The 17,612-nt window shown below is 39.3% G+C and carries 16 protein-coding genes; 11 read left to right on the top strand and 5 right to left on the bottom strand.

The window, feature by feature from the left end; all coding sequences use genetic code 11:
• Positions 1-204: hypothetical protein (locus OB69_RS18825; RefSeq protein ID WP_221404894.1), on the top strand; the 204-nt coding region annotated here is incomplete at its 5' end.
• Positions 205-241: 37 nt separating this feature from the next.
• On the opposite strand, the gene OB69_RS17595 is transcribed toward OB69_RS18825, so the two are convergent.
• Genes OB69_RS17595 through lpdA form a run of 3 tightly spaced genes read right to left on the bottom strand, consistent with a single transcriptional unit; the run spans position 242 to position 3,096 of the window.
• Complete coding sequence (locus OB69_RS17595) at positions 242-1,063, bottom strand: anti-sigma factor (RefSeq protein ID WP_053225078.1); 822 nt, start codon at positions 1,061-1,063, stop codon at positions 242-244.
• Positions 1,064-1,660, bottom strand: coding sequence for an RNA polymerase sigma factor (locus OB69_RS17590; protein WP_316931889.1), 597 nt, complete (start codon positions 1,658-1,660; stop codon positions 1,064-1,066).
• Between the two features lie 38 nt (positions 1,661-1,698).
• On the bottom strand, positions 1,699-3,096 hold the full coding sequence (gene lpdA / locus OB69_RS17585) for a dihydrolipoyl dehydrogenase (protein ID WP_053225077.1): 1,398 nt from the start codon (positions 3,094-3,096) through the stop codon (positions 1,699-1,701).
• Between the two features lie 166 nt (positions 3,097-3,262).
• On the opposite strand from lpdA, the gene fabG reads away from it, so the two are divergent.
• The 4 genes from fabG (at position 3,263) to OB69_RS17565 (ending at position 7,617) form a co-directional block, all read left to right on the top strand.
• On the top strand, positions 3,263-4,009 hold the full coding sequence (fabG, locus tag OB69_RS17580; protein ID WP_053225076.1) for a 3-oxoacyl-[acyl-carrier-protein] reductase: 747 nt from the start codon (positions 3,263-3,265) through the stop codon (positions 4,007-4,009).
• Between the two features lie 185 nt (positions 4,010-4,194).
• The gene (locus OB69_RS17575) at positions 4,195-6,267 is read left to right on the top strand and encodes a vWA domain-containing protein (protein WP_157608627.1); all 2,073 of its coding nucleotides are present in this window, start codon (positions 4,195-4,197) and stop codon (positions 6,265-6,267) included.
• A 137-nt stretch (positions 6,268-6,404) separates the two neighbouring features.
• Positions 6,405-7,160 (top strand): tetratricopeptide repeat protein, encoded by a 756-nt coding sequence (locus tag OB69_RS17570; RefSeq protein ID WP_053225074.1) that lies wholly within the window; start codon positions 6,405-6,407, stop codon positions 7,158-7,160.
• Positions 7,161-7,194: 34 nt separating this feature from the next.
• Positions 7,195-7,617 (top strand): DoxX family protein, encoded by a 423-nt coding sequence (locus OB69_RS17565; RefSeq protein WP_053225073.1) that lies wholly within the window; start codon positions 7,195-7,197, stop codon positions 7,615-7,617.
• 1 nt (position 7,618) lies between these two features.
• Here OB69_RS17565 and OB69_RS17560 read toward each other — a convergent pair whose 3' ends face one another.
• Positions 7,619-8,083 carry an Lrp/AsnC family transcriptional regulator gene (locus tag OB69_RS17560; protein WP_053225072.1) on the bottom strand — a complete coding sequence of 155 codons (465 nt, stop codon included), beginning with the start codon at positions 8,081-8,083 and terminating at the stop codon, positions 7,619-7,621.
• Positions 8,084-8,231: 148 nt separating this feature from the next.
• Between OB69_RS17560 and OB69_RS17555 the strand changes: the two genes are divergently transcribed.
• The 6 genes from OB69_RS17555 (at position 8,232) to OB69_RS17530 (ending at position 16,913) form a co-directional block, all read left to right on the top strand.
• On the top strand, positions 8,232-9,485 hold the full coding sequence (locus OB69_RS17555; RefSeq protein ID WP_053225071.1) for a cystathionine gamma-synthase family protein: 1,254 nt from the start codon (positions 8,232-8,234) through the stop codon (positions 9,483-9,485).
• A gap of 77 nt (positions 9,486-9,562) precedes the next feature.
• A complete protein-coding gene (locus tag OB69_RS17550) occupies positions 9,563-10,249 on the top strand; it encodes a hypothetical protein (RefSeq protein WP_053225070.1) in 687 nt (228 codons plus the stop codon).
• Between the two features lie 513 nt (positions 10,250-10,762).
• Positions 10,763-13,861, top strand: a complete 3,099-nt coding sequence (locus OB69_RS17545) for a SusC/RagA family TonB-linked outer membrane protein (RefSeq protein ID WP_082338232.1) — start codon at positions 10,763-10,765, stop codon at positions 13,859-13,861.
• Positions 13,862-13,872: 11 nt separating this feature from the next.
• Positions 13,873-15,456, top strand: coding sequence for a SusD/RagB family nutrient-binding outer membrane lipoprotein (locus tag OB69_RS17540; protein WP_185096925.1), 1,584 nt, complete (start codon positions 13,873-13,875; stop codon positions 15,454-15,456).
• Positions 15,457-15,461: 5 nt separating this feature from the next.
• The gene (locus OB69_RS17535) at positions 15,462-16,433 is read left to right on the top strand and encodes a hypothetical protein (protein WP_053225067.1); all 972 of its coding nucleotides are present in this window, start codon (positions 15,462-15,464) and stop codon (positions 16,431-16,433) included.
• Positions 16,434-16,505: 72 nt separating this feature from the next.
• Positions 16,506-16,913, top strand: a complete 408-nt coding sequence (locus OB69_RS17530; RefSeq protein ID WP_053225066.1) for a TonB-dependent receptor plug domain-containing protein — start codon at positions 16,506-16,508, stop codon at positions 16,911-16,913.
• 6 nt (positions 16,914-16,919) lie between these two features.
• Here the strand turns inward: OB69_RS17530 and OB69_RS17525 are convergent, their stop codons facing one another.
• The gene (locus tag OB69_RS17525; RefSeq protein ID WP_053225065.1) at positions 16,920-17,510 is read right to left on the bottom strand and encodes a 2OG-Fe(II) oxygenase; all 591 of its coding nucleotides are present in this window, start codon (positions 17,508-17,510) and stop codon (positions 16,920-16,922) included.
• Positions 17,511-17,612: the final 102 nt, after the last annotated feature.

Below are 17,612 nucleotides of genomic sequence, written 5' to 3'. Positions count from 1 at the left end.
CTTGCCCAAAAATTATGGCTCAGAGTGACGGTAATTTCCAACAGAGTTCTCGAAGCTAATCCTACTTCTTCGAAGTTCCTTTTCTCGTCAGGAAAAGAAAGCAGTAAGGTTAGCCTATCAGTCAACACGCAAACGATAGATCAAGGAGTCAGGGAGGAATGGAGATACGAATACCACAAAGCGGGCACAAAAAAACCACCCTAAGGTGGTTTCAATTTCTTTGGTAAAAGCTTTTATGACTTTAGACTGCTCCGGCTACTTGCATCAGGTCAAGTGTTGGGTTTTCACTTCCGCCTTTAGGCTCAATGGTTACCGCAAACATAGATGCATTCTGAACATTCTTCATTTTCATCAACCCTTCCACATCAAAATCAAACACCCCCATATCCACCGGTTTTCCATCTACAATGGCCCAAAGCTGATACTGTTGTTCTTCAGATAATGTTTTTAGCTGTTTAATATTCAAGTAAGCTTCATCTGTTTTAGCATTCCAGTAAACACTTGCTGCAAAAGATTGGGTTGGATCTACCGCCCCCATATTCACGCGTTTGAAATCCGTATTGGTGATAATATCAATATCAGCTACCAAGTCGTCTAAGCGGTTATTTACTTGATTGTATTGCTCTGCCATTTGCGCATTTTGTGCTTGCAGTTGGGCAAAAGCATCGGAAGAAGACTTCCATTTTCCATGGTAATCATAGGCCAAGTATGAGGTTACCAGTGCTATGGTAACCGAGGCGGCCACCAAATATTTCCACATTCCACTATTGGTTTGTGGCATAGGAATCACCTTTGGTTCTTCCTTTTGTTTCGTATTCTCTTCTTTCAATCCCACCTCACTATCGCCTAAAGCCGACATAATATTTGCTTTCAGATCGGCAGGTGGTTGGATTGCAGTAGCCATGGCGATGCCTTCTAAGCTATCCTCAATGGCGTTTAATTCTTCACGCAATTCAGGATACTCAGCTAGGCGCAACTCTACCTCTATACGCTCTTGTGGGGAGAGCGTATCGAAGATATATTCTTCGAGTATGCCAGACGCTATGTATTCTTTAATATCCAATTACAACTGTACTTTATTTCTTAAATGTTTTAAAGCCGATCGCAAACGAGATTTGACTGTACCCAAGGGTATATCATATTCATCGGCTATTTCTGAATGAGAAAAGCCTTCGAAATATACCTTTAATAGAACAAACCTTTGTTCTTCCACGAGGTCGTCCATCAACGCTCTTACACCAATTCCATCAACTGAAGTTTCTGTGCTATTTTGTCGGTCGATGGTATATACGTACTCATCTATAGAATCAGTTTTAGCACTTCTTTTTATTTCTTTAGAACGTATTTTATCAATGGCAGCATTTCTCGACAAATTGAGCATCCAAGTAAACAGACGCCCTTTTTGGGGGTCGTACATTTCGATCTTATTCCAAATTTTCAAGAAAATATCCTGAACAACTTCAGCGGTCACGTCATCATCTTGTACAATTCGCTGAACAGCGCCATATAACGCTGCGCCATATTTATCATATAAATACGATAGTGCATCCTTGTCCTGATTTTTTAATTTCAAGATCAATTCTTGCTCTTCAATATGATCTAGGGTACGTGCTATGGTTAGTTTATTGTTTGTGGTAAAAGTAAAGGGCTCGATGAACAAGCCCTTTACCTTCTAAATATATTATTATAAACTGTGGTTTACAAATGAATTACTTCATCATAAGCCGCTGCTGCTGCTTCCATAATGGCTTCAGACATTGTAGGATGAGGGTGAACTGTTTTAATGATCTCATGGCCAGTGGTTTCCAGTTTTCTTACAGAAACCATTTCGGCAATCATTTCAGTTACATTCGCTCCAATCATATGAGCGCCTAATACTTCGCCATACTTTGCATCGAAAATTAATTTTACGAAACCATCGCTAGCGCCACCAGCTTTCGCTTTTCCTGAAGCTGAGAATGGGAATTTACCCACTTTAATTTCATAACCTGCCTCTTTAGCGGCAGCTTCGGTATAACCTACAGATGCTACTTCTGGCTGACAATAAGTACAGCCTGGAATATTTCCGTAGTCTAATGCTTCTGGGTTTTCTCCCGCAATTTTCTCCACACAAATAATACCCTCAGCAGATGCTACGTGAGCCAAAGCAGGACCATGAACTATATCGCCAATGGCATAAATGCCGTCTACATTAGTTTTGTAGAAATCGTCTACAATTACTTTTCCTTTTTCGGTTTTCACCTTTAGGTCTTCAAGGCCAATTCCTTCTAAGTTGGTAGAAACACCTACCGCTGAAAGCACTACGTCTGCATCTAGCACTTCATCGCCCTTTTTAGTTTTAACCGTAACCTTACAAGTTTTACCTTTTGTATCTACAGAAGTTACTTCAGCGCTGGTCATGATTTTCATGCCTGCTTTTTTGAAGCTCCTTTCCAATTGTTTAGACACCTCAGCGTCTTCAACCGGAACAATTCTGTCCATATATTCAACAATAGTTACTTCCGTTCCGATTGAGTTGTAGAAGTAAGCGAACTCAACTCCAATTGCCCCAGAACCAACAATTACCATAGATTTTGGCTGTTTGTCCAGCACCATGGCTTGTCTGTAGCCTATAATTTTCTTTCCGTCAATTGGTAAGTTTGGCAATTCTCTAGAACGGCCACCAGTAGCTAGAATAATGTTGTCAGCAGAATAGTCTACTTTTTTACCATCAGCGCCAGTTACTTCTACTTTTTTACCAGCTTTTAGCTTACCAAAGCCTTCGATATGATCGATTTTGTTCTTCTTAAACAAGAACTGAATTCCTTTGCTCATTCCAGCGGCTACGTCACGGCTTCGTTTTACCATGCCATCAAAATCGGCAGAAAACTTACCATCAATCTTGATTCCGTAGTCTTGCGCATGTTGAACATACTCATATACCTGAGCACTTTTAAGCAATGCTTTGGTTGGGATACAACCCCAGTTCAGGCATATTCCGCCTAGTTCTGAGCGCTCTACCACGCCAACTTTCATACCCAATTGAGACGCTCTAATCGCTGCCACATATCCACCGGGTCCACTGCCTATTACTATTAAATCGTATTTAGTAGCCATATTTTATGAGGTTTTTTCTGTTCAATGCGGCAAAGTTAAGCCAAATGTTCGCAAATAAAATAGTCGAATTGGAGGTATTAATCCTTTTCGTTTTCTTTGAACAGGATTAAAAACCAAAGACGCTTGTCGAGTTAACCGCAAGCAGATTTAATTGTTAAAAAGAAATATGGGTTTATTAACAGGAAAAACTGCACTGGTTACGGGTGCATCGAAAGGAATTGGTAGAGCAATTGCCACCAAAATGGCTCAAGAAGGGGCCAATGTAGCTTTCACTTATTTATCGAGTGTTGAAAAAGGCGAAGCTTTGGAAAAAGAGCTTGCTGCTTTTGGCATTAAGGCAAAAGGGTTTAGATCGAATGCTGCTGAATTTGCTGCTGCCGAAGAATTGGTAAACGCTGTAGTGGCTGAATTCGGAAGTCTAGATATTTTGGTAAACAACGCAGGCATTACGCGCGATAATCTTTTAATGAGAATGTCGGAAGAAATGTGGGACGATGTAATCAACGTCAACCTCAAATCTTGCTTTAATACCGTAAAAGCTGCTACCAGAACCATGATGAAGCAAAGAGCAGGTTCTATCATCAACATTACTTCTGTAGTAGGTTTAAAAGGAAATGCTGGCCAAGCCAATTATGCAGCATCTAAAGCCGGAATCATTGGTTTCACTAAGTCAGTAGCTTTAGAATTAGGCTCAAGAGGAATCCGTTCAAATGCGGTTGCTCCCGGTTTTATTGAAACTGAAATGACAGACGCCTTAGACGAAAAAACCGTACAGGGCTGGAGAGATGCTATTCCTTTGAAAAGAGGTGGCTCGCCAGAAGATGTAGCTAACGTTTGTTTGTTCTTGGCTTCAGATATGTCGGCTTATGTTACTGGCCAAACGCTTCAGGTAGATGGCGGAATGCTAACCTGATTTTAAATATTGTTAATAGTTAGCGCTTTTATTGTATAAAACGCGTCCTTACTTTCCCTTAAAACAGGATTTTGCACGTTGAAATAAAGGCGCTAACTATTTAATTACCTTCTCGTATCTTACCTAGCTTAAATGGTTTTGTTGTAAATCGAGTTCAGAATTCACCCCATAATCGCTTTTGTCAATTGATATTCGCTAGCCTTCTTCTTAAAACAGACGTCCCTTCGTGGTTTATTCTTTTCTGTTTATTGGTTGGGGCACTCTATGCATTTCTACTTTATTCTAAAAAAACGCCTTGGTCTAAAAACACCAACCGCGCCTTGGCTGGGCTGCGTTTTGTACTCGTCACTCTGCTTTGTTTTTTACTCATGGGGCCATTGCTCAATCAAGTAACTTTTTTTGAAGAAAAGCCTGTGATTGTAATTGCGGTAGATAATTCAGCTTCTATGCCTGCTACTTATGAAGTGGACGAGTTTGAGTCGTTGAAAACGCAACTTGCAGAAGTTTCAGAGGAAATTATTGATGCAGGTTATGAAGTAAATGTCAAAAGTTTACAAGATTATGTGGCCAGCGTTGACGCAGTTAACTACGACCAAAATGCTACTAACCTAGAGTCCCTACTTAAAGGGATTTCCAGTGATTACGAGCAGCAAAACTTGGCGGGTGTTGTTTTAGCCAGCGATGGCATTCATAATTACGGCATTTCACCTCAGTTTACACAACTCAATTTCCCCGTAGTCACCATCGGTTTGGGTGACACTATTCCAGCCAAAGATTTGAGTATTAAAAGTCTGAATTATAACAAGATTGTTTACGAAGGTAACCGCTTTCCACTTGTGGTTGAAGTGTTTAATAATGGCTTCGTGAATGAAAGTGTGAAGGTTCAAGTGTTGAAAAAAGGGACGGTGATTGAAGAAAAATCTTTCAGCCCAAAAGGAGATGAACAAATAAATTCGCTTGAGTTTATTCTGAATGCAGAAACTAAAGGCATTGAGACTTACCAAGTACAGATTCTTCCTTTAGAAGGAGAAAATTCAACCTTAAACAATACTCAACAGGCTTTTCTAGAAATAGTTGATAGCAAGCAAAAAATATTGATTGCCGCCCGTGCACCTCACCCAGACATCAAATCGCTAAGAAATGTAATCGACCAAAATGAGGGTACCGAAATGCAAGTATTTATTGAGGGAATCAACACCGATATTCCTGAAGGCCCTTTCGACCTGATTGTTTTACATCAGCTACCTGCCATAGAAAGTTTACCAGTTTGGTTAGACAATGCCCTTAAAACAACGAACAGCTTTTACATTACAGGAACAAGTTCTTTGAGTGCCATCAACGAAAAAAACCCTGTGCTGTCTTATAACAATGCAGGACAATCGGACAATGCGGGGCCTCATTTCAACTCGAATTTTGAGCTCTTTAAAATTGATGAAGTATTGGCGCAACGACTTGCGGAATACCCTCCTATTTCCGTTCCTTATGGCCAGTTTATGTTTAAAACACAGGCAGATATTTTACTTTATCAGCGAATAGGTTCTGTACCTACCCAACGCCCATTATTGAGTATCTATAATGGCGATGAGTTAAAGTCCGCAGTATTCTCTGGTTCTGATTTTTGGAAATGGTCACTCCAGGAATATGCCCTGAACAATGACCAAAAGATGTTCAATAACCTGATGGGCAAGCTGATTCAATACTTAGCCACAAAAGACGACAAACGTAATTTCAGGGTAAACACTGAACGAAATCAATATTATGACAGCGAAGCTATTGAGTTCAATACCGCAGTATATAACGAGCTCTACGAGAAAGTTTATGACCGTAACATTGACCTTACCATCACTGATGAACAAGGAGCTAAGCAGGAACTCAATTATGTAAATAATGCTGGCAACAATTATAAAGTGACAGGGCTAAATCCTGGTGTTTATAGTTTTGAAGCTTCGGCAACAGTGAATGGAAAACGAGAGGTTGCACAAGGCACTTTTTCAGTTCAAAAATTAGATTTGGAGAACATTAACCTTACGGCCAACCATCAATTATTAAAAAATATAGCCAACAATTCAGGGGGCCAGTTTATTCCTCAAGATAGAATCAACGAAGCCTCAAACTACTTTAAAAATCTTTCTGCAAAACCCATTACACGTTCAGATGAAAAGCTGCAATCCATTATTAATAACCCTTGGTTGCTGCTTCTTTTCTTGGTTTTGGTCTCAACAGAATGGTTTATTCGAAAATACAACGGCAGTTACTAGCCCCCACAACAAGGTTAAGCCTAATCTTTTCATAAAAAATTCATTGATTAAACTAAAATATTAGTTTAATTAGAGGCATGAATTCCCTGAAAACTCTTTTCTGCCTAATAGCATTTTTTGCGCTAAGCGCTTGTAGTATGGAAGCCACACAAGAAGAAGCCGATATACTTTTTTCGGAAGGCAACTATGAGGCTGCAGAAGCAAAATATTCTAGTGTCATAAAATATGAGCCCGACAATCACTTTGCCATTTTTAACCGAGGCCTTTCTCGCATGGAGATTGAAGATTATGAAGGTGCTTATAACGATTTTACTCTATTAATTAAAGCCAAGCAAAACATCCGAAAGGCTATGATTGCACGTGCAAAATGTTCATTTGAGCTTCAAAATTATAAGGGAGTATTAGTAGACATGAACGCTCTTTTGGCGGGAGACGAGAATAATATGGAAGCCCTAGAATTAAGAGGCAATGCTTATGTAAAACTCTTTGAAAACAACAAAGCGGTAGACGATTTAGACAAAGTAATCAGGGCCAATCCAAACAATGTTCAGGCCCTGGTAAATAGAGGGGCAGCATATGCAAGAGGGAAAGCTGTGATCTCTGCAGTGAACGACTTTGACAGGGCCATCAAAATCAACCCGAACTTACCTGTAGCCTATTTTAATAAAGGTGTAGTGTTTTTTATGAGTGAATATTGGGACGGTGCCATTGAAAACTATAACAAAGCTTTAGAGCTTGACCCAGAATATGCAGATGCCATTACAAGAAGAGGAATGGCCAAGCAAAACTCACCTAAATACAACCTGTCTGACGCATGTTCAGACTTTAAAAAAGCAGAAAGACTAGGCGATGAACTTGCTGCCGAATACATAAAAGAATTTTGCAAAAACTAGTTTATTTTTCACCTTAGAGAAATAAACTATTGCCATGTTCAAAAAACTTCTCAACCCTGGAAATCACAGTTCATCTACAAGTTTTGGTTTATTACTTTTAAGGGCTGGCGTAGGCCTTATGATGCTTACCCATGGCTACCCAAAGTTTTCAAATCTCATTGCAGGTAACTTCCAGTTTGGCGACCCTATAGGTTTGGGGGTAGAAGTTTCGCTTATCTTAGCTGTACTGGCCGAATTTCTTTGCTCTATTCTATTAATAGTTGGCCTATTCAGTCGTTTTGCGCTTGTACCTCTAATGGTTACAATGGCGGTTGCGCTCTTTGTTGTTCATATTTCCGACCCTTTCGGCACTCAAGAAAAAGCAGCAATGTACCTGTTAACCTTTTTCTTTTTATTCATTACTGGCCCAGGAAAGTACTCGCTCGATCAGAAGTTTTTTGGAAAAAGAACTTTCTAACCTAAAGAAACTGATTTGGAATTTGAGCTGAATGCTTAATTTCAGACATTACAAAAGAGCTTTGTACGTTACCTATATTATCTAAATCTGCCAATTTCTTAGAAATAAAGTGTTGGTAAGCATCCATATCAGGCACTAAAACCTTTAACAAATAATCGAACATACCACCAATGTGGTAACAGTCAATTACCTCATCCAACAACTGAATATCCTGCTCAAACTTTTCTATAAAAGCACGCTCATGATTTTTTAATGAAACGCTACAGAAAGCCATCATCATCAACCCCACTTTTTTCCTATCAATCCGAATAGAATACTGCTGAATATAGCCTTCTCTTTCAAGCTTCTTAATTCGCTCATGCACTGGCGTTGTGGTTAAGCCTAAGTCTGCAGCAATTTCCTTAGTTGTCTTTTTGGCGTCCAATTGCAATAGGCGTAGAATCTGTTTGTCAATCTTATCAACCATTGTGTAGCAAATTTTTCTAAATACTAGTTATCCTGAGTTAATATTCAGAATTAAATTCTAACGAAAAAGAATTTGTAGATATATTTTCTGATTATACAAGCTATTAAAGAACAGACTGCTTTCATGCTAATTTTGTAAAAAAAACAGCATGAACAAACCACAGCTTCACCCAGAGAGTTTAATGATGTCTTACGGCTACAAGCCTGAGCTTTCCGAAGGATCATTAAAATGCCCAATTTTTCAGACCAGTACCTTCGTTTTTAAAACCGCAGAAGAAGGTAAAGCTTTTTTTGAAGTAGCCTACGGTTTGCGTGAAAAGGGCGAAACCGAAGAGCTAGGTTTGATCTATAGCAGACTCAATAATCCAGACCTTGAAATTCTTGAAAACCGCTTAACACTTTGGGACAAAGCCGAAGATTGTGCTGTATTTGAAAGTGGAATGTCTGCCATCACTACAGTTTTAATGGAGTTTCTAAGTCCAGGAGATGTACTGCTTTATAGCCAACCTGTATACGGTGGAACAAGTCATTTTATTGAGCAAATCATTACTCGATTTGGTATTAAAGTTATCTCATTCGATGCCAAAGATGCTGAGCAGGACATTATCGATAGAGTTGAAAAAAGTGGTTTTGGCAATAAGGTAAATATGGTTTACATAGAAACACCTGCCAACCCTACTAATCAACTGATAGACATGGTGATGTGCAAGCGATTGGCCAATCGCTATAGTACAGAAGAACGCCAAACCTTAGTAGCGGTTGACAATACTTATATGGGGCCACTTTGGCAGCATCCGCTAAAACATGGTGTCGACTTGGTGCTTTATTCTGCCACAAAATATATTGGTGGCCATAGCGATGTAATAGCAGGCGCTTGTTTGGGTTCAAAAGAATTAATGACCCGTGTAAAAGGTATGCGCACCTTCTTAGGTAACATGGCAGGGCCGTGGACGGGTTGGTTACTAATGCGCAGCTTAGAAACCCTAAAAGCACGAATGAATGTTCAGGAAAAAAATGCTCAGAACGTTGCTGAATTCTTAATCAACCACCCAAAAGTGGGCGAAGTTTTCTATTTAGGAAATATCAAAGACGAAAACCAACAACGTATTTTCGACCAGCAGTGTGAAGGTACAGGCGCAATGGTTTCTTTTGAAATAAAAGCCGACAAAACGGAAAAAGGAGCTTTTAAATTCTTGAATAGCTTAAAACTAATGAAGCTTGCCGTGAGCCTTGGCAGTACAGAATCACTTGCAGAACACCCAGCATCAATGACACACGCAGGAGTTTCTCCAGAAGACAGAGAGAAATATGGTATCAGCCCTCAGCTTATCCGCCTTTCTATTGGAGTAGAACATCAAGACGATATTATCTGGGATATTGAGCAGGCTTTAGAAAACGTATAAAGTAGCATCACATACCAAGTTGGTTAAACAGGAAGTTCTTAATTGAGCCGTTATGAATTTCCCGTTTAACTTTGGGTATGAAAAAGCTATTCCGAATCCTTGCAGTAATTTTCCTCACCCTAATCCTAGGGCTTTTCGTATTCTATTTGGTTAAGAATGAAAGTTTACCGGAAGGAACTGCTGGGCCAAAAGCCGACAACTTAGCGCTTGAAATGATGGAATCCCTTAACAAATCTGCTTGGGATAGTACTGCTAACGTTTCATGGACTTTCAAGGGAATTCATCATTATGAATGGAATAGAACCGAAAACTCAGTGCTCGTAAAGTGGGATGAGAATGAGGTTTTACTCAATACAATTAACCAAACCGGTGAAGTCATTCGCCCAGAAAAAATAAGAGAAGAAGGAAAAGAAGAATTGATCAAACAAGCATTTGGCTACTTCAATAATGATAGTTTCTGGCTCTGTGCCCCTTTCAAAGCCTTCGATCCTGGAACGGAAAGAAGCCTTGTTACTCTTAAAGATGGAAGAGAAGGTTTAAAGGTTACCTATACCTCAGGCGGTTCAACGCCAGGCGATTCCTATGTCTGGATTCTAGACGAAAACAATAAACCCAAATCTGTTAAAATGTGGGTGTCTATTTTACCTCTTGGGGGAATGGAGTTTACTTGGGAAAACTACCTAAAACTTTCTTCAGGAGCCTTAGTCGCTCAGGATCACATACTTTATAATGGTGTAAACATTAATATAGATAATCTGAAGTAAGTAAGATCAAAACAATCTTATTCGCATTTAGCCTCAAGGTATAAAGCTTTAATATGCCGACAACAAAGAGGCTAAAAGGTTTAACTCCGGTTTATGTATTTACACGAACGGAAATACCGTTAACATTAGGTCTCTGCCAATCATCATTATTGTAAAAAATAAAATTTCACTTTACCAATAAGGATAATAATCAAGTGAATAAATCAAAGCAAATTTCAAAATTAATTTTGCTTTAAACAGCTCTTAAATTCAATAACCAGCTTAATTATTTTATCTCAATTCCATTTTTCAATATTCGATATAATTTTAAAAATATCAATTTAACCATCCCTCGAAACACTCTTCCCTTCCTATCCATTTATCTACACTTAAACAGCTCCCTTAAAATCCAAATTAATCCACATATAATTTGGCGACAAGCTTCATAAATGAGCCCTTATATTCCAATAATGAATTTTTGCATAATATTCTATTGGTTAGGTTTAGAGCTATTTTAAACAAAAACAAAACAACATGAAGAGACCATTGCAATTGTTTCGGTTCCTTGTTCTGATGCTGCTTACTACAGCACTGAACGGACAGGAGCGGACAATATCTGGACGAGTGGTAGGAGCCGCTGACCAGATACCAATCCCAAATGTTTCAGTAGTTATTAAAGGCACCACTATTGGGGTAGCTACTGGCCCAGATGGGAAGTACGAACTATCTGTTCCTGAAAGCGGAACCACGATAGTTTTTCGCTTTATAGGTTACGTTACTCAAGAGGTAGTCATCGGTAGTCAAACTGTAGTTGACATTCAACTAACCGAAGAAGCAACTAATCTAGGTGACGTTATTGTAACGGCCCAAGGGATTGCCAGAGAAAAGCGAGCACTCGGATTTGCACTAAGTGAAGTGAAATCTGAAAGCATTGAACAGCGACCTGAGTCTAATGTTCAGAACATTCTTAGGGGAAAAATTCCAGGTGTTCAGATTACATCTACTGGAGGTATGCTCGGAAGTAGAAGTGACGTTGTAATTCGAGGTGTATCTTCAATTAACGGAGACAACCAGCCCCTATACATTGTGGATGGTGTTTTCTATGAGGGGAATCGAATTGATGACTTAGACCCGAACAACATTGAAGATGTTCAAGTTTTGAAAGGCCTTGCCGCTTCTTCACTATACGGTCAAGAAGGTAGAAATGGTGTAATCATTTTTACTACCAAAACAGCATCAGCAAACCAAGTTGAAGATTTGTCTATTACTGTTTCTCAACAGTTCTATATCAATCAAATCACTGGGCTTCCTGATTTTCAAAACACATATGGCCAAGGTTCAGATAATGTTCCTAATGTAGGCTTTGTTGGAAACTGGGGAGGTAGATTTGATGATAACTTTATGGTACCTCACCATTTAGACCAACCTAGATTCGCTGAAGCATTTCCTCAATTCCAGGGACAAGAGGTGCTTTACCAAGCCTACCCTAACCAAATTAAAGATTTCTTTAATAACGGAAGTGGCGGAAACACCTCATTACTCGGTAATGCTAGAATCGGAAAAACCAGTATGGGCTTTAGTGTAGGTTATAACAGTGAAAGAGGTTATATAGAGTCAAATACATCAGACCGATTAAATCTTTCATTAAGTGCTAACACTCAACTAGCTGATAAGCTTAACTTACAAAGTACTTTTACATTTACGAACAATGTACTTCGTTATCCACCAAATGATATCTTCAGTAGAACTTTGTTCTTGCCTAGAAACTTAGATTTGAATGGCCTTCCATTTGAAAACCCTATTGATGGCTCTAGTGTTTGGTACAGAACAGATAGAGATAACCCATTATGGCAGCAGAAGAACCATATGATTGGATCAGATGCCAATAGAACTTTCATGAAAATTGGTTTAACTTATGATGTAACAGACTTCTTGAAGTTTGGCTACCGTGTAGGTTATGACAATTACATTACTGAAAGCTTCCAAAGAGAAAATTATGGTGGAGTAAGATACAACGCTGGCCTTGGTTTCTTAAACCAGTCTTCGTTTACAAGATCTAACTTTGACCACAACTTCTTATTAAACACTACTGGCCTTGAAATTAATGAAGACTTAACCATTACAAGTCAGGCAGGTTTCAATATGAGAAGTATCAACACGAGAAGCTTTGGAATCAACAGTACTGAACAAGTGGTTTTTGGATTCTTTAGACATAGCAACTTTTTGTCTTACGCACCTGCTGGAAATTCGAAACAAAGAACCAATGTATTGGGGCTTTATGCTCAAACAGAGCTTTCCTATAGGGATTATGCTTTCCTAACCCTAAGCGGTAGAAATGATTGGGGTTCTCAAGTAGAAAAAGAAAACAACTCTTTATTCTACCCAAGTGCTTCTGCTTCATTCATCATGTCTGATGCATTGCCTGATATGATGCCAACTTTTGTAGATTTCTTGAAGTTTAGATTAGGATACGGTTCTTCTGCTGGCTTCCCTGGTTCTTACAGAACAAGAGCGGTACTTGGTTCTGACCCAATTCGTTTTGTGTCAGATACTGACGGCAACATCACTGCTAACTTTGTTTCAAGCGTTCAGCCTAACCCAAATCTTAAGCCTGAAAGACAAAAAGAAATTGAGTTTGGAATAGAAACTACTCTATTCAATGGCCTTTTGGATATTGACATGAGTTATTACAACCGAATCAGTAAAGATCAAATCTTTAGCTCAAACCTTCCTCCATCAACTGGATTTACCAGCACTTCAATTAACGCTGGTAGAATCGATACCGAAGGTTTAGAATTAGGGGTTACTGTATTCCCTGTACGAACTGGAAACTTAACTTACTCTATCACTAACAACTTCACTGCTTACGAAACTACTGTGAAGGAATTACCTGAAGAACTTGTTGAGTACTCAGGAAACAATACAGCTATTGTAGGTCAGCCTTTGGGTGTTTTCAGGTCTACTTACATTGTAAGAGACGATGAAGGCAATGCCTTGATCAACCCTGCAAATGGTAATTTCATTATCAGTAGCGATGTTGGTTTAGATCAAAAAATAACTGGAGATCCGAACCCGGATTTCAGATATTCTATGATCCACGGTGTTACTTACAAAGGTTTTAACCTTACTGTGCAGTTAGAATATACGCACGGTGGCGACATGGCTTCAAGCTATGTGTCTAGTATTTACGAAAGAGGTGTAACTACCGATACCGAAGACAGAGAAGGTTCTTTCTACCTACCTGGTGTGTATGGCGATGTTACTACCGGTGAGCCTTTAAGAGATGAGTCTGGTAATAAAATACCGAACAGGTACCAGTTAACAATGAACGACATCTTCTTTACCAACGCGTTCACTTCTTACGAAAACAGCATGTTTGATGCCTCTGTATTTAGAATTAGAGAGATTAACCTCAACTATGCCCTTCCAAACTCGTGGGTAAACAGAATTGGACTTAACAGTGCAACAATCACAGGAAACGTTCAAAACGTATTCTGGTATGCCCCACATTTCCCTAAAGGAATTAAGTTAGACCCTGAAGCTAACACTTCTGGTGAAAATGGATTTGGTGAACTAGGTATCTCAGACCCTGCTATGAGAAAATTCTCAGTAGGACTTAGAGTAACATTTTAATGATGAAGAACATGAAAAACATACTAATAAAATCTATAGGGATGATCATGGCTTTCAGCTTAGTTATCTCTTGTGAAACTTTGGAGTTAGAGTCACTGATAGAAAACCCAAACTCATTGGGCCTTTCTTCTGCCAGCCCCGACTTTATATTGAATGAAATGCAGCTCGATTTCAGAAACTTGAATCGATCATTTTCGGGCTCGGTTGAAAGCTCTATGAGAATGACAGTTCTGGCTTCTACCTATAATGCTGTAACCTCAACTACTGCCATGAATGGGGAGTGGACGAGCCTTTATAACTTCAATGCCAACTTTAAGGTTTTGGAGAGCATTGCTGAAGAAGATGGTTTAGGTTACCATTTAGGAATGGCTCAAATTATGAAAGCTACTCTATTTGTAAACATGGTAGACCTTATTGGTGAAGCTGTTTATTCAGAAGCTAATGACCCATCTATTCCAAAGCCAACTCTAGATTCTGGCGAATCAATTTATGCAGCAATGTATGACCTAATTGATGAAGGAATCGCCAATTTAAAATCTGGTGCAAAAAGGCCTGTAAACGACCTCTACTATGATGGAGACGCAATGGGCTGGGTAAGATTTGCCAACAGCTTTAAAATCAAAATGTTGTTAACCACACGTTTGGTAACAGCCGCTGATTCTAAAACTAAGATTGACGCAATCTTAGCAGGAGGTGAATACATTCAAAACAACAGCCAAGACATGCAATTTCAGTATGGAACTACGGCCGTTGTAAACGAAAGTAGACATCCGCTAATGTCATCTAGCTACACAACGGGTGCTTCGGGTTACAGACCTAACAATTTGATATCATACATGAAAGACTCTTCTTCAGTGCAAGATCCTAGATTGAGATATTACTTTTATAGACAAACCTTAGATGCACCAGTGGGTACTCAACTTACTTGTGCTGGTGCTCCAAACTTCACTTTCTGCTATGTAGGTGATGGCTACTGGGGTAGAGACCACGGTGATGATTCTGCTGCTCCGGCAGATGGATTGTTAAGAACCGTGTATGGTGCATACCCTGCAGCTGGTGCTTATGATAATGATCAAGGAGAACCAATAACTGTTGTTGATAACCTTGGTGGTGATGGTATTCATCCAATCATGCTTTCTTCTTGGGTTCAGTTTATGCTGGCCGAATCTGCTCTAAAAATTGGAGTAACAGGCAATGCAAGAACTTACTTAGAAACTGCAGTTAGACAACACATTGACAAAGTAATCAACTTCCAGTCAGACGAAACAGGTCACGTTGCACCTGCTTCACAGGTAAATGATTATGTAAATGAGGTGTTGACAGATTATGATGCCGCTGACGAAGACGGAAAAATGGACATCATTGCTCGTGAATGGTACATTGCTTCATACACTAACGGCATCGAGCCATTCAATACTTATAGAAGAACGGGATATCCTTCTTTCTTAATGGATCCAGTTATTGATCTTGGTCCATTTATGAGGTCTTTCCTTTACCCTGCCAATGAGCTAAATGTAAACGAAAACATTACTCAAAAAAGCAGCAATCAGATACAAGTATTTTGGGATACTAACCCTGCTGGATTTATAAACTAATCGAAATGAAAATAACAAATAAATATATCGGAATGTTGCTTTCTATCGGGATGATGTTAGCAATAGTGACGGGTTGTCAAGACCCAAGTGATTTTCGAAAAGTCAGAAACGAAGCTATTACAAACCTTCAAAGAGGAGGAATGATTGACTTCGATGATATCAGACAAAAGAAGTTACTCAAAGGTGACGACCCAAATAATGGCGTTTTCACAGCGTTAATTTACGACCCTAACAACAATGCAGCTTCATATAATGTGGGCATCAATGTTGGCGGAACTAGAGTTCAGTTAGGTGATGAGTACACTACTTTCCCTACTACCTTGGAGATAAAAGCTTCTGATATTAGAGCTGCTACAGGGGTTGATTTAGAATTTGGTGAAGCATATAACATTACTGGTGAAGTAACAACTGATGATGGGACTGTTTTTGGCCCAACATCCAATACTATAACCACTAATGGCAATGGTGAAACCACTATTACTGGCGGAAACACAGACAATGAACTATTGGCAACAGGTTCGCCTCAAGCATTGAGCTTTCCAGTAACAGTGGTTTGTGGTACGGTAACTGAGCCAAGCGCCTTGGCAGGTACATGGAGAGCTAGAGAAACAAGACACTCTAGCCGTGTAGGTGAGACTCTTAATGGTAACGACTACCAAATTGTTGCAGGCCCTGGAGCAAATCAGTTTACAATTGTAAACTTCTACAATCAAGGAAATGACTTTATTGTAACTCAGGATCCTGAAACTGGTGATCTAAGTGCCGAAGCTCAACTATCTTATGTTGATGACACTGGACGCTCGGCTTATGATGGTGCTCCTGTTAGTTCTCAAATCGAGGCTGTGTTAGGACCACAGGCCGCTAGAAACTACGGCTGTGCTGATTTAATCGTTCTTTACCTTTATCACACTAGAGCTGATACAGGGGGTGGTGCTTTATCAAGCATTAGATCTGAAATAAGATTAACTAAGCAATAAACCATTTTATCTTTAATTTAAGGGCTCTCTATTTTTAGTGAGCCCTTTTTTTACCTCTTAAAAACGAAGTCCATGAAAAAAATTCAATTCTTATTTGTCACTGTTGCTTTCAGCTTATTTCTCGTGGCTTGCAGTAGCAGCTCTGGTACTGCCAATAGACAAAAGGCAGTAAAAGATTATTCCCAATACAATAATTTAGTAGAAGTACTTCAAAGTGTTCAAGGCCTAAGGGTAATGGGAAGTGGAAGTAATGCTAAAGTATTTATGAGTGGATATAACACTACTAACGCCACCAATCGGGAACCATTATTTGTTGTAGACGGCATTCCTGTAGGAAGCTCATTGGTAAACCTCAACGGATTACTTACGCCTGTAATGGTTAAAAGTATCAAAACAATTAGAGGCATGCAGGCCACTTCAAGGTATGGAGATGAAGGTCTTTATGGTGTAGTTCAAATTACTACAATCAACGCTAAGTAAACCTGATTAACGATAAGGGGGCCCTGCAATCCAAGCTACAATTGATTGTCGTGTTCCTTTTGTTATTGGAGTAACCCTGTGCATTATGAAAGACGGGAATATTATAACTGTACCTTTTTCTTTAGGCGCATTAATAATGTCATCATTAATCATAAACTGAAGTTCGCCTCCTTCATATTCGCTAGGATCGGAGAGCTGTACGGATATACTCAGCTTACGATTAGAAATTGGACCTACACCAAAATCTAAATGCCAGTTAAAAAAGTCACCCTCTCCATATTTGGCAAGCTGCAGGTTGTAATGAAAGCCTAAAATATCAAAGCCATACCGCTCTTGATTACACTTAATGGCCAAAGAACCAAGTTTCTCATAGAGCCACTGATTCTCTTTTTGAGGCTCGATAAAGGCTAATTTAGTTTTTCTTAAAGCATCATCATAGGCTTCCTCACCATTACTCAGCTTAGCCTCCAACTCTTCATTTCGCTGCCACAGCCCTCGCACCATATCTATTTCTCCAGGATTCAAAAAATTAGGATAATAAATAAACTGTGAAAAATTTTGGTTTTGAGGAAGGCCGAATGGAAAAGTAACAGACATAATAAAAAGTTGTTTTTACCAAAGCTATTATTTTCTATCATGTCCCGTCCTAAATAAGCGATACAGTTTTACAAGGAAAAATATTAATAGCCAATGGGTCAT

The organism is Roseivirga seohaensis subsp. aquiponti, assembly GCF_001267955.1.
GTDB classification, from domain to species: Bacteria; Bacteroidota; Bacteroidia; order Cytophagales; family Cyclobacteriaceae; genus Roseivirga; species Roseivirga seohaensis.
Note: the sequence above shows the minus strand (reverse complement) of the source record. Positions and strands in the feature narration are given on the sequence as shown.

What these genes read in the sequence shown, in the direction of transcription:
- OB69_RS17540 (WP_185096925.1), top strand. Translation starts at nt 13,873, where the DNA reads ATGAAAAACATACTAATAAAATCTATAGGGATGATCATGGCTTTCAGC.
- OB69_RS17560 (WP_053225072.1), bottom strand. Translation starts at nt 8,083, where the DNA reads ATGGTTGATAAGATTGACAAACAGATTCTACGCCTATTGCAATTGGAC.
- OB69_RS17550 (WP_053225070.1), top strand. Translation starts at nt 9,563, where the DNA reads ATGAAAAAGCTATTCCGAATCCTTGCAGTAATTTTCCTCACCCTAATC.
- OB69_RS17565 (WP_053225073.1), top strand. Translation starts at nt 7,195, where the DNA reads ATGTTCAAAAAACTTCTCAACCCTGGAAATCACAGTTCATCTACAAGT.
- OB69_RS17555 (WP_053225071.1), top strand. Translation starts at nt 8,232, where the DNA reads ATGAACAAACCACAGCTTCACCCAGAGAGTTTAATGATGTCTTACGGC.
- OB69_RS17535 (WP_053225067.1), top strand. Translation starts at nt 15,462, where the DNA reads ATGAAAATAACAAATAAATATATCGGAATGTTGCTTTCTATCGGGATG.
- OB69_RS17530 (WP_053225066.1), top strand. Translation starts at nt 16,506, where the DNA reads ATGAAAAAAATTCAATTCTTATTTGTCACTGTTGCTTTCAGCTTATTT.
- OB69_RS17525 (WP_053225065.1), bottom strand. Translation starts at nt 17,510, where the DNA reads ATGTCTGTTACTTTTCCATTCGGCCTTCCTCAAAACCAAAATTTTTCA.
- OB69_RS17545 (WP_082338232.1), top strand. Translation starts at nt 10,763, where the DNA reads ATGAAGAGACCATTGCAATTGTTTCGGTTCCTTGTTCTGATGCTGCTT.
- OB69_RS17570 (WP_053225074.1), top strand. Translation starts at nt 6,405, where the DNA reads ATGGAAGCCACACAAGAAGAAGCCGATATACTTTTTTCGGAAGGCAAC.
- lpdA (WP_053225077.1), bottom strand. Translation starts at nt 3,096, where the DNA reads ATGGCTACTAAATACGATTTAATAGTAATAGGCAGTGGACCCGGTGGA.
- fabG (WP_053225076.1), top strand. Translation starts at nt 3,263, where the DNA reads ATGGGTTTATTAACAGGAAAAACTGCACTGGTTACGGGTGCATCGAAA.